13 protein-coding genes and 1 rRNA gene are annotated in these 12,036 nt (G+C 63.7%); 4 read left to right on the plus strand and 10 right to left on the minus strand.

All coding sequences use genetic code 11. The features are described from left to right. Window positions 1–212 (plus strand): integrase core domain-containing protein (locus BFF94_RS37080; protein WP_219140071.1); only part of this gene is annotated, 212 nt, incomplete at its 5' end. Between the two features lie 117 nt (window positions 213–329). Here the strand turns inward: BFF94_RS37080 and BFF94_RS37085 are convergent. The 5 genes from BFF94_RS37085 to uvrB all read right to left on the minus strand — a co-directional run bounded on the left by BFF94_RS37085 (window position 330) and on the right by uvrB (window position 5,883). Beyond that, window positions 330–1,727 (minus strand): 4Fe-4S binding protein, encoded by a 1,398-nt coding sequence (locus tag BFF94_RS37085; RefSeq protein ID WP_128844952.1) that lies wholly within the window; start codon window positions 1,725–1,727, stop codon window positions 330–332. Further along, window positions 1,724–2,566 carry an FTR1 family iron permease gene (locus tag BFF94_RS37090; protein ID WP_128844950.1) on the minus strand — a complete coding sequence of 281 codons (843 nt, stop codon included), beginning with the start codon at window positions 2,564–2,566 and terminating at the stop codon, window positions 1,724–1,726. The genes BFF94_RS37085 and BFF94_RS37090 overlap by 4 nt, the downstream gene beginning before the upstream one ends. A 58-nt stretch (window positions 2,567–2,624) precedes the next feature. After that, on the minus strand, window positions 2,625–2,957 hold the full coding sequence (locus BFF94_RS37095) for a cupredoxin domain-containing protein (RefSeq protein WP_128844948.1): 333 nt from the start codon (window positions 2,955–2,957) through the stop codon (window positions 2,625–2,627). 55 nt (window positions 2,958–3,012) lie between these two features. Continuing rightward, window positions 3,013–3,564 carry an iron transporter gene (locus tag BFF94_RS37100; protein ID WP_128844946.1) on the minus strand — a complete coding sequence of 184 codons (552 nt, stop codon included), beginning with the start codon at window positions 3,562–3,564 and terminating at the stop codon, window positions 3,013–3,015. A 228-nt stretch (window positions 3,565–3,792) separates the two neighbouring features. Then, window positions 3,793–5,883, minus strand: coding sequence for an excinuclease ABC subunit UvrB (gene uvrB / locus BFF94_RS37105; protein WP_128844943.1), 2,091 nt, complete (start codon window positions 5,881–5,883; stop codon window positions 3,793–3,795). 251 nt (window positions 5,884–6,134) lie between these two features. On the opposite strand from uvrB, the gene BFF94_RS37110 reads away from it, so the two are divergent. Further along, window positions 6,135–7,334: an amino acid aminotransferase gene (locus BFF94_RS37110; protein ID WP_219140450.1), complete on the plus strand. Its 1,200-nt coding sequence runs from the start codon at window positions 6,135–6,137 to the stop codon at window positions 7,332–7,334. 121 nt (window positions 7,335–7,455) lie between these two features. On the opposite strand, the gene BFF94_RS37115 is transcribed toward BFF94_RS37110, so the two are convergent. Further along, entirely contained in the window at window positions 7,456–8,244 is a 789-nt protein-coding gene (locus BFF94_RS37115) for a 3-hydroxybutyrate dehydrogenase (RefSeq protein WP_174434811.1), read from the minus strand. Window positions 8,245–8,408: 164 nt separating this feature from the next. On the opposite strand from BFF94_RS37115, the gene BFF94_RS37120 reads away from it, so the two are divergent. Together BFF94_RS37120 and BFF94_RS37125 are read left to right on the plus strand one after the other, a co-directional pair. After that, window positions 8,409–9,380 (plus strand): potassium channel beta subunit family protein, encoded by a 972-nt coding sequence (locus tag BFF94_RS37120; RefSeq protein WP_128847820.1) that lies wholly within the window; start codon window positions 8,409–8,411, stop codon window positions 9,378–9,380. 112 nt (window positions 9,381–9,492) lie between these two features. Next, entirely contained in the window at window positions 9,493–10,338 is an 846-nt protein-coding gene (locus tag BFF94_RS37125) for a 23S rRNA (adenine(2030)-N(6))-methyltransferase RlmJ (RefSeq protein ID WP_128847818.1), read from the plus strand. 15 nt (window positions 10,339–10,353) lie between these two features. Here the strand turns inward: BFF94_RS37125 and BFF94_RS37130 are convergent, their stop codons facing one another. The 4 genes from BFF94_RS37130 to rrf form a co-directional block, all read right to left on the minus strand. After that, a complete protein-coding gene (locus tag BFF94_RS37130) occupies window positions 10,354–10,722 on the minus strand; it encodes a hypothetical protein (RefSeq protein ID WP_128847816.1) in 369 nt (122 codons plus the stop codon). Window positions 10,723–10,837: 115 nt separating this feature from the next. Next, entirely contained in the window at window positions 10,838–10,984 is a 147-nt protein-coding gene (locus BFF94_RS37135) for a DUF3563 family protein (protein WP_080970925.1), read from the minus strand. Between the two features lie 215 nt (window positions 10,985–11,199). Beyond that, window positions 11,200–11,604, minus strand: a complete 405-nt coding sequence (gene cueR / locus BFF94_RS37140) for a Cu(I)-responsive transcriptional regulator (RefSeq protein ID WP_128847814.1) — start codon at window positions 11,602–11,604, stop codon at window positions 11,200–11,202. Window positions 11,605–11,849: 245 nt separating this feature from the next. Further along, window positions 11,850–11,962 (minus strand): 5S ribosomal RNA (rrf, locus tag BFF94_RS37145). Between the last annotated feature and the right edge of the window lie 74 nt (window positions 11,963–12,036).

Raw genomic sequence — 12,036 nt, forward strand, 5'->3', positions numbered from 1 at the left:
GCTGTTCGATGACGGACGGCTACGACTGCTATCAGAATGCTCTGGCCGAGCGGGTCAACGGCATCCTCAAGGGCGAGTTCCTGTTGCAACGTCCCGCTGACCTTGAGCAGGCCGCCAAGATGGTCGAACAGTCGGTTCGCATCTATAACCACGAGCGGCCACATGCCGCTCTGAAATACAAAACGCCCGATGCGGTGCATCGGGCGCTCTAGGGGCTGGATACTGTCAACCTATTCCAGGACTTGACAGACGGTCAATGCGTGAAGCATGCCGCCCACGTTCGTTGCCGCGTCAATGCATGACAGCCGAAGCAGCATGCAAATGCCGCTTCAGAAACCCCAGAACATCAACCACCATGCGCTGTCGACGACGGCAAGCCCGGCGGCAAACCACACGAACGCCGCGAGCCGGCGCGGCCAGGCCGCATAGCGCCCCGTCACTTTCCACGCGAGCCACGCACTCCATGCGTTGGCGCCGACCAGGATCGCGATGCGCACATCGGTCGCCCAGCCGAGCGGCACATGCTCGGCGCGCAGCAGCGACAGCGTCGTTGCCGACAGACCGAGGAACACGCCCGCGCCCGCGATCGGAATCAGCGCCTGCGCCAGGTGATGTAGCCGCACGCGATCGAAGCGGCCGAGCATCAGCGTGGCGCCGGCCAGCAGTGCCAGCAGCACCGTGCCGTACACGAGCCCCGTGCCGACGATGTAGCTGACGATCAGCCCGCCGTCGAGCCAGGAAAACACGTCGTTGCGATCCGGATAGTGCGTGAGCAGGATCCATGGCGCATTGGTTTCGAGCGGCCACGTGATGTCACGGTCGATCAGCCAGCCCGCGAGCCATTGCTTGATCTGTACGAACCACGGGCTGGCGGTCCAGTGGAACGCGCCGATCGCGACGCCGAGCAGGCCGTAGAGGATCAGCGCGGTGTCCCACGGGTTCGCCTGCTGCGCGCCGAGGTTCACGACTTCGTCGGACGGCGAGCGCAACGAAAGCGAGATCGCGTCGCGGTGCCCGCTGCAACGGCCGCACATATGGCAAGCCGCCGCGCCCTTCATGCTGCGCAACGGCACGAGCGGCGCGCAGTTGATCGGAATCACGCGATGGCCGTGCTCGCCGTTCTTGTACGAACGGCGCCACGCATCCTCGTCGACCTTGTAGCGCATCGGCGCGAGCCGCGCGAGCAGCCCGAACACGCCGTTGACCGGGCACAGGTACTTGCACCACACGCGCTTCTCGCGGCCGTACAGCACGCCGATCACGATCGCGCCGACAGTCGAACCGCCCAGCACGAACAGCACCGCGAGCGGGTACTGGTACACGCTCACCATCTGCCCGTAGATCGTCGTGAGCCCGAATGCGACGAACGGCCAGCCGCCCCACCGTATCCAGCGCGGAATCGGGCCGCCGCGGCCGAACTTGCTCGCGTATTCGGTGAGCGCGCCTTCCGGGCACAGCACGCCGCACCAGACGCGGCCGAGCATCACCATCGACAGCAGCACGAACGGCCACCAGATGCCCCAGAACGCGAATTGCGCGATGAGCGTGAGGTTGCTCCACAGGTGCGCGGAATCGTCCGGCAGCGGCAACACCGCCGGCACGATGATCAGGAACGCGTAGACGGCGACGACGACCCACTGGATGCCGCGGATCAGCCTGCCGTGACGCTGCATCCACTGGCCGGCCTGCGCGAGCCAGCCCGGCTTTGCTGCGGCGACAACGCTCATGCCGTGCGGCCTGCGGTGACAGCCGGACGACGGCTCGCGCGCTTCATCAGCAACCAGACGACCGCCCAGTACACCGCATAGGCGACCAGGTTGGTCAGTGCCGGATGCGCGCGATAGCCGGTCAGCGTCGCGACGAGCGAGCCGAACGTGCCCGAATCATCGAGGATCGCGGACGTGTCCCACACCTGCGAGATGCCGAGCGGCAGGATTTCCTTGTCGATCAGCTTGTCGACGCCGGTCTGGAACAGGCCCGCCCCAAGGAACAGCAGCATCACTTCGGTGACGCGGAAGAAATGCCGCCACGAGAAGTACTTGCCGCCGAGCTGCAGCAAATAGAACGTGAGGAACGCAAGGCCGAGGCCGATCACGACCGCGAGCATCTGGCTGCCGCCGACGTGGCCCGACTGGCCGAAACCGAGGCCGTACAGGAAGATCACCGTCTCGCTGCCTTCGCGCGCGATCGCAAGCGCGACCAGCACCGCGACGCCCCACCAGTTCGAATCGCGCGTGCTCTGCTGCAGCGATTGCTCCATGTCGCGCTTCAGCGTGCGGCCGTGCCGGCGCATCCACAGCACCATCTGCACGATCAGCACGCATGCGATCAGCACCATGGCGGTCTGGAAGTAGTCCTGCGCGTCGCCGGACAGCACTTCGGTGAAGCCGACCAGCGCGGCGCCGAGGCCGACAGCCATCAGCAAGCCGACACCGACGCCGGCCCACAGGAAAGGCAGGCCGCGGCGCGCGTCGTCGTCGCCGTTTTTCAGCCATGCATAGAGAATGCCGACGACGAGCAGCGCTTCGACGCTCTCCCGCCAGACGATGAACAAGATCTGACCCATCGATACCTCCTGACGCGCGGCGCAAGGGATAGGTGCGCCCGCACGCAGATAAAACGCGTTACTTCGCGACGATCACGCCCTGTGCCTGCTGGTGGAAATCGTCGAAAAACTTGTATTCACCCGGCGACAGCGGAGCGACGACCACGAACGAATCGGCGCCCGGCGCGAGCACCTTCTCCTTGCGCAATTGCACGCTCTCGAATTCGGCTGCGCCCTTGCCGGTATTCTTGATCTCGATCTTGAAACGCTGGCCGGCCGGCACTTCGATGCGGGCGGGATTCAGCTTGCCATCCGCCATCTCGAGCTTGAACGTCGGCAGATCGGCAGCGTACGCTGCGCCGGCAAGCCACAACGCAGCGGTTGCGGCAACGATTTTCTGGGGAATTTTCATTCTGGGTTCTCTACGACGACGGCGCGCCGAAGCGCGCCGTTCGTGATGCCATCGATCAGTAACCGCCCTTCTTGCCGATACCGGCGAACGGGAAGTCGTACTCGAGGGTAATGGGCTTGAACCATGCGCCCACGCCCGTTTCCTTGTCGATATGACGACCGAACGCCATGTGGCCCGACTGCATCGGCGGCTTGACGACCATCGTCAGGTGGTACTTGCCCGGGCCGTTCAGCTTCACGTTGTCGCCGTAGTGCGGACCGTCGCTCGCGACCATGCCCATCAGGTCGCCTTCAGCCTTCCACTTCGTGTCGCCCTGCTTCGTCAGCTTGTACGTGAGCTGCAGGTACGGCATCCAGTCGCCTTCCGCGAAACCCGTCGGGTTGTTCTTGACCGCATGGATGTCGGCCTCGAGGTGAATGTCGGAATCCGACGCCTTGCGCATCATCCCTTCCGGGTCCATCGTGATCGGCTGCAGGTATACCGCGCCGATTTCCATGCCGCCCTGGATCTGCTGCTTGCCGATCGGATATTCGGCAGCCGAGGCCGACATCGCGGCAAGCGCCGCCGCTACCGCAACCGTCGTGCGGATGAACGAAGAACCCAACATGGACACTCCTTGTTATTTGTCTGACTTACCTGACGACATGCGGGCCGCCTCCGGGGCGGCTCGCTGGAAACACTAACGCGATGAGAAACGTTAATGCGAACAATTCTCAATAATTATGGAGTTTAGCACCGAACCCGTTCCGGAACAAACGGGAGGTCGCGTAAACCCCTGATCCGACAAGGCTTACAGGTTCATTACCGAAAGGGTTGCCGTGATGACGGGAAAGACTTACCGGCCGCCGCTGATGTGATCGCCGACGTTCGCGCCGAACACGCGCTCGCGCAGCAGCGCAAGCTGGTCGCGCGTTGCGGCGGCCTTCTCGAACTCGAGGTTCTTCGCGTAGTCGGCCATCTGCTTCTCGAGGCGCTTGATTTCCTTCGCGAGCTGCTTTTCCGACATGTCCTCGAATTTCGCGCGCTGCTGCGCTTCCTTCAGCTCCGCGCGCGCCTCGTCGGCGTTGTAGACGCCGTCGATGATGTCCTTGATGCGCTTCACGACGCCGCGCGGCGTGATGCCCATCCGCTCGTTGTGCGCAATCTGCTTCGCGCGGCGCCGCTCGGTTTCGCCGATCGCGCGCTTCATCGACTCGGTCATGTTGTCCGCGTAGAGGATCGCCTTGCCGTTCACGTTTCGGGCCGCGCGGCCGATCGTCTGGATCAGCGAGCGCTCCGCGCGCAGGAAGCCTTCCTTGTCCGCGTCGAGGATCGCGACGAGCGACACCTCGGGAATGTCGAGCCCTTCCCGCAGCAGGTTGATCCCGACCAGCACGTCGAACGTGCCGAGCCGCAGGTCGCGGATGATCTCGACGCGCTCGACCGTGTCGATGTCGCTGTGCAGGTAGCGCACCTTGACCCCGTGGTCGGCCAGGAACTCGGTGAGCTGCTCGGCCATGCGCTTCGTCAGCACGGTGATCAGCACGCGCTCGCCGGCCTTCACGCGCGCGTTGATCTCGGTCAGCACGTCGTCGACCTGCGAGCTCGCCGGCCGCACTTCGATTTCCGGATCGACGAGCCCCGTCGGTCGCACGACCTGTTCGGCGATCTGCCCGGTCACGCGCTTCTCGTAATCGGCCGGCGTTGCCGATACGAACACGACCTGACGCATCTTGCGTTCGAACTCGGGGAACTTGAGCGGCCGGTTGTCGAGCGCCGACGGCAAGCGAAACCCGTAGTCGACGAGGTTTTCCTTGCGCGCGCGGTCGCCGTTGTACATGCCGTTCAACTGGCCGATCAGCACATGCGACTCGTCGAGCAGCATCAGCGCATCGGGCGGCAGGTAGTCGACCAGCGTCGGCGGCGGCTCGCCGGGCGCCGCACCCGAGAAATGCCGCGAGTAGTTCTCGATGCCCTTGCAGAAGCCGAGCTCCTGCAGCATCTCGAGATCGAAGCGCGTACGCTGCTCGAGGCGCTGCGCCTCGACAAGCTTGCCGTCCCGGTGGAAAAACTCGAGGCGTTCGCGCAATTCGTCCTTGATCGTCTCGATCGCGCGCATCACGGTGTCGCGCGGCGTCACGTAATGCGACGACGGATACACGGTGAAGCGTGGAATCTTCTGCCGCACGCGCCCCGTCAGCGGGTCGAACAGTTGCAGCGTCTCGACCTCGTCGTCGAACAGTTCGACGCGCACGGCCATCTCCGCGTGTTCGGCCGGGAAGATGTCGATCGTATCGCCGCGCACGCGGAACGTGCCGCGCTGGAAATCCTGCTCGTTGCGCGTGTATTGCATCGCGATCAGCCGTGCGATCACGTCGCGCTGGCCGAGCTTGTCGCCGCTGCGCAGCGTCAGGATCATCTGGTGGTATTCGGACGGGTTGCCGATACCGTAGATCGCCGACACCGTCGCGACGATCACCACGTCGCGGCGCTCCATCAGGCTCTTCGTCGCCGACAGCCGCATCTGCTCGATGTGCTCGTTGATCGACGAGTCCTTCTCGATGAACAGGTCGCGCTGAGGCACGTAGGCCTCGGGCTGGTAGTAGTCGTAGTACGAGACGAAGTACTCGACCGCGTTGCGCGGAAAGAACTCGCGGAACTCGGCATAGAGCTGTGCCGCGAGCGTCTTGTTCGGCGCGAACACGATCGCCGGGCGACCGAGCCGCGCGATCGTGTTCGCCATCGTGAAGGTCTTGCCCGAGCCCGTCACGCCGAGCAGCGTCTGGAAGGCAAGGCCGTCGCCGATGCCTTCGACGAGCGTCTCGATCGCGGTCGGCTGGTCGCCTGCGGGCAGATACGGTTGGTACAACTCGAACGGCGACCCTTCGAAGGTGACGAATTTAGATTCGTCGAGCGCGTCGCCGACTTCGGCATGATGTTCGGACATGGAATGCGGCCGGAGCGAGGGCAAAGAAAGCATTCTAGCGCTTCGCGGCCTCGCGAACTGCTGTCGGCTCCTGACGCGCGACAGCCGTCCGAAATCGCGACTCGCCGCCGATTCGCCCTCCCCCGCCAGCGCGAATTCGCTACAATGTCAGGCTGCTGCGCTACCCGGCGTCGTGCCCATTGGCGCGCGGTTCGCCGCGCCCGCCCCGCCGGCTGAAAGCCTGACCCTCTTTTCACTACTGCCGAATCATCATGTCGCTCTTCTCCGCTGTCCAGCTTGCTCCCCGCGACCCGATCCTGGGCCTGAACGAAGCCTTCAACGCCGATGCGCGTCCGACCAAGGTCAACCTCGGCGTCGGCGTGTACACGAACGAAGAAGGCAAGATTCCGCTGCTGCGCGCGGTTCGCGAAGCGGAGAAGGTGCGTGTCGAGGCCGGCCTGCCGCGCGGCTACCTGCCGATCGACGGGATCGCCGCCTACGATGCGGCCGTGCAGAAGCTGCTGCTCGGCAACGATTCGCCGCTGATCGCGGCGGGCCGCGTGGTCACGGCCCAGGCACTGGGCGGCACGGGCGCGCTGAAGATCGGCGCCGATTTCCTGCGCACCGTGAACCCGAACGTGAAGGTCGCGATCAGCGATCCGAGCTGGGAAAACCACCGCGCGCTGTTCGAAGCAGCCGGCTTCGAAGTCGTCGCGTACCCGTATTACGACGCCGCTACCAACGGCGTGAACTTCGACGGCATGCTGTCGGCGCTGAACGGCTACGCAGCGGGCACGGTCGTCGTGCTGCACGCGTGCTGCCACAATCCGACCGGCGTGGACCTGACCGAAGCGCAATGGCAACAGATCGTCGACGTCGTGAAGGCACGCAACCTCGTACCGTTCCTCGACATGGCCTACCAGGGCTTCGGCGAGAACATCGAAGCCGATGCCGCTGCCGTGCGTCTGTTTGCCGCGGCCGACCTGAACGCATTCGTGTCGTCGTCGTTCTCGAAGTCGTTCTCGCTGTACGGCGAGCGCGTCGGCGCGCTGTCGATCATCACGTCGAGCAAGGAAGAAGCCACGCGCGTGCTGTCGCAACTGAAGCGCGTGATCCGCACGAACTACTCGAACCCGCCGACCCATGGCGGCGCCGTGGTCGCGGCGGTGCTCGCTTCGCCGGAACTGCACGCTTCGTGGGTGCAGGAACTGGGCGAAATGCGCGATCGCATCCGCGCAATGCGCAACGGTCTCGTCGAGCGCCTGAAGGCAAGCGGCGTCGATCGCGACTTCAGCTTCATCAACGCGCAGCGCGGGATGTTCTCGTATTCGGGCCTGACGTCGGCGCAAGTCGATCGCCTGCGCGACGAGTTCGGCATCTATGCGGTCGGCACGGGCCGGATCTGCGTCGCCGCGCTGAACACGCGCAACCTCGACGTGGTCGCCAGTGCGGTCGCAACCGTCCTGAAGTAACGCGGCACCAGCGGGCGGCAGCCGTCACCGGGCCGCCCCGCCGAAATGAAAAAAACGCGCTCAACGGAGCGCGTTTTTTTATGCCATTCGCCGGCGGGCCACAGCGCCGCCCGCGCCCGCATTACTGCATGAACCATCCGTGGCTGACGACGACCGACTGGCCCGTGAGCGCGGCGCTCGGGAACGCCGACAGGAACAGCACCGTCTGCGCGACGTCCTGCACCGTCGTGAACACGCCGTCGACCGTGTTGCCAAGCATCACCTTCTTGATCACTTCCTCTTCGCTGATCCCGAGCTCCTTCGCCTGCTCCGGAATCTGCTTGTCCACCAGCGGCGTGCGCACGAAACCCGGGCACACGACGTGCGAGCGCACGTTGTGCTTCGCGCCTTCCTTCGCCAGCACGCGCGCCAAACCGAGCAGGCCGTGCTTGGCCGTCACGTACGCCGACTTCAGCGGCGACGCTTCGTGCGAGTGCACCGAACCCATGTAGATCACGACGCCGCCGCGATCGTCCTTGTACATGTGCTTGAGCGCGGCCTTGGTCGTCAGGAACGCGCCGTCGACGTGGATCGCCTGCATCTTCTTCCAGTCGGAGAACGAGTAGTTCTCGATCGGGTTGACGATCTGGATGCCCGCGTTCGACACGAGGATGTCGACCGAGCCGAACGCTTCGGCCACCTTGTCGATGCCGCTGTTCACGGCTTCCTCGTTCGTCACGTCCATTGCGACGCCGATCGCCTTGCCGCCTGCCTTGTTGATCTCGTCGGCGACCGCGTTCGCGCCGTCCTGGTTCAGGTCGGCGATCGCAACAGCCGCGCCCGCCTTGGCGAGCTCGAGTGCGATTTCCTTGCCGATGCCGCTCGCGGCGCCCGTGACGACTGCGGTCTTGCCGCTCAAATCTGCTGCCATGTCCGTCTCCTCCCGTTGTCGGATCGATAAAACACGTGCCCGCCGCATCCGTTTTCGTCGCACGATCGTACCGGCGGGCCAGCCGTCATTGTGCACGATCGGCCCCGCCGTTCGCGCGCAAAACGTCTAAGCTTAAGGTCGGTTCTGTCACGCAGGAGATTCGCATGCACTATCGACGGCTAGGCCGCTCCGGCCTGCAGATCAGCGAGCTCTCGCTCGGCTCGTGGGTCACGTACGGCAACCAGGTCGACCAGCGGGCCGCACGCGAGTGCCTCGCTGCGGCACGCGACGCAGGGGTCAATTTCTTCGACAACGCCGAGGTCTACGCCGGCGGCAAATCCGAGGAAATCATGGGCCAGGCGCTCAAGTCGCTCGACTGGCCGCGCATCAGCTATATCGTGTCCACGAAGTTCTTCTGGGGGCTCGCGGAAGCACCGAACCAGTATCACACGCTAAACCGGAAATACCTGCTGAACGCAATCGACGGCTCGCTGCGCCGGCTACAGCTCGACTATGTCGACCTCGTCTATTGCCATCGCCCCGATCCGCATACGCCGATCGAGGAAACCGTCTGGGCGATGAGCGACATGATCGTGCGCGGCAAGGCGCTGTACTGGGGCACCTCGGAATGGAGTGCCGACGAGATCCGCGCCGCGTGCGAGATCGCCGAACGGCATCACCTGCACAAGCCCGTCGTCGAACAGCCCCAGTACAACCTGTTCCACCGCACGCGGGTCGAACAGGAATATGCGCGGCTCTACGACGACTACGGCCTCGGCCTCACGACCTGGAGCCCGCTGGCATCGGGCCTTCTCACCGGCAAGTACCGCAACGGCGTACCGCCCGGCAGCCGCGCGCAGCTGCAAGGTTACGACTGGATGCGCGACCGGTTGACCGATCAGGCCAGCAACGAAATCGTCGAACGGCTCGGCGGGATCGCGGCCGACCTCGGCTGCAGTACGGGCCAGCTTGCGATTGCGTGGGTGCTCGCGAATCCGCGCGTGAGTTCGGTCATCACGGGCGCATCGCGGATCGAGCAGATCGGCGAGAACATGCGCGCGCTCGACGTCGCCGCAAAACTGACGCCGGATGTAAAACAACGCATCGAGGAGGTGGTCGGTAGCGCATACGAATAAGGCGACTCACGGCCACTCGCGTACAATACGCGGCCCGCATCGGCGCCCGGCCTGACGGCCGCGCACGATCGACCGCTTTCATCGATTCACCTTTCGTTTCAGGCAGCCCGCCATGCTCAGTTATCGTCACGGTTTTCACGCAGGCAACCACGCGGACGTGCTCAAGCACGCCGTCGTCGTCCAACTGCTGCGCTACCTGAACAAGAAAGATAAGTCGTACTGGTACATCGACACGCACGCGGGTGCCGGCGTGTACTCGCTGCGCGACGGCTACGCAGCGAAGACGGCGGAATTCGACACCGGCATCGGCCGGCTGTGGAACGAAAAGAACCTGCCGGAAGTGCTGGGCGACTTCGTGGACGAAGTCCGCGCGCTGAACGACGACGGCGAACTGCGCTACTACCCCGGTTCCCCGTACATCGCATGGCGATCGATGCGCGAGCAGGATCGCATGCGCCTGTTCGAAATGCACACGACGGAAATCGACGTGCTGCGCCACAATTTCCGCGACGCGGGGCGACGCGCGATGATCTTCGCCGGTGACGGCTTCGAAGGCGTCAAGGCGCTGCTGCCGCCGCCGCCGCGACGCGCGCTCGTGCTGATCGACCCGTCCTACGAGGACAAGAAGGATTACGCGCGCACGGTGAGCTGCGTGACGGAATGTCTGAAGCGTTTCGCGACCGGCTGCTATGCAGTCTGGTACCCGCAGGTCACCCGGATGGAGTCGCAGCGCTTTCCCGAGCAGTTGAAGCGCCTGCAACCGAACAACTGGCTGCACCTGACGCTGACGGTATCGAATCCGCCTGAGGATGGTCTGGGTCTCTACGGCAGCGGGATGTTCATTCTGAATCCGCCGTACACACTCGCCCAGAGCATGAAAGAAGCACTGCCCTATCTGGTCGAGATGCTGGGACAGGATAGGGGCGCCCGCTGTCAGATCGAGCACCGCGGAAACTGATCGAGCGACCGGCCGTTACGGCTGCGGTCTCGGCGCGAGCCTCGGCTGGTTGGCTGGCGGCACACCCCAGCCGGGAACATTGATATACGGCGCGACGAACAGCGGAACCGACGTGTTCGTCGCTTGCCCGGCCGGAACCCGCATCCCTGCCGGCTCGACGATCGGCTCGGAAGACAACGGCGTCGTCTGCAACACCAGCCCGCCCTTGCCGTCCTGGATACCGCGTTGCGTATCGAGAATCAGCGGTTTGGACGACGTCGCGGCACCGGCCGCGAGGCTATGGACCAGCACCGCCGCACCCAGAACGAGACGCGCGCGGGCATGGCGACGCACATCGAGACGCAAACGCATGATCGTGTCCTTCAGGATGAAAAGCCGGTCCATACCATAGCGCTGCGTCGACGATTTCGCCAGATCCGGCGCACAAAAAAAACAAAGCCCCGTCAATACGGGGCTTGCTTATCGTTCGGTGCCGCACGGCACCTGACGGCGACTCCGATTACAGCGAGTAGCCGTTGGTTTCGAGCGAACGGATACGGCGCTCGAGCTGGACGATGTCCGACGACGTGGCGAGGTAAGCCTCACGGCGCTCACGTTCTGCGGATTCGAACCAGTTGCTCAGCTTTTCGACGATGTAGGCGATCATGACGTTCTCCAAGGAAGAGGGACCCCTGGTGAATCGAGATTCAGGGATTTCCCGTATAGGGTTATCCCGGATTATAGCGATGCTGCACCAAGATGCTAATGAAATACTCGCATGGGAACCATTCCAATCTGGAATGGGCACGTGCCGAACGATCCCAACCTGTTGATTTATATAGATATTTAACCAAAGCTCATTTCGAGGCTGGAGTATACGCACTAATTTGGTTCGCTGACAGGGTTGGCCAGACGCGCCAAAATCGGGCATTCGGGCCGCCCGTCGCCATGGCAGTGCGCGGCCAGGTCGGCCAGCGTATCGCGCATGTCGCTCAGCTCCGCGATGCGCTTGTCCAGTTCGGCCACGTGCTCGAGGGCGATCGACTTCACTTCGGCGCTGGCGCGGGAGCGGTCCTGCCAGAGCATCAGCAGCTTGCGAATATCCTCGACGAGAAAGCCAAGCCGCCGCGCCTGACGGATGAAGCGCAGGATATGGATTTCGTCTGCGCCGTAGACGCGGTAGCCGGCGTCGGTACGCTTGCTCGGCGAAAGCAGGCCGACCTGTTCGTAGTACCGGATCATTTTTGCGCTGACTCCGGATTCGCGCGACGCGTCGCCGATATTCATTCCCCGCCCTCTCCATCAAGCCCTGGTTTCGAACATGAACGTCGACGAATGCAATCGCCGACGACATTTCGATCGTATCAAATCGCGCGGTTTCGTTCCGCGGTAGGGATGAAAGGTAACTGATCTGGCATGTGCCGGCGGGATGCGATGACTGGAACGCATTGCCGATCCCCACCCCGCGCACATTTCCGTCGCTGAAATGCAAAAACCCCCGCCTTGTCGGGCGGGGGTTCTTGGCTTAGGGAGCCTGACGATTACCTACTTTCACACGGGAATCCGCACTATCATCGGCGTAGAGTCGTTTCACGGTCCTGTTCGGGATGGGAAGGGGTGGGACCGACTCGCTATGGTCATCAGGCAAAGAGGGGTGTTGTGCTGGCTTCGCAGCACAACCAATCTTGGAAGAAGCAGTAATTTTGAGTTGTGTGTATC

Source organism: Burkholderia catarinensis (assembly GCF_001883705.2).
In the GTDB taxonomy this organism is placed as follows: Bacteria; Pseudomonadota; Gammaproteobacteria; order Burkholderiales; family Burkholderiaceae; genus Burkholderia; species Burkholderia catarinensis.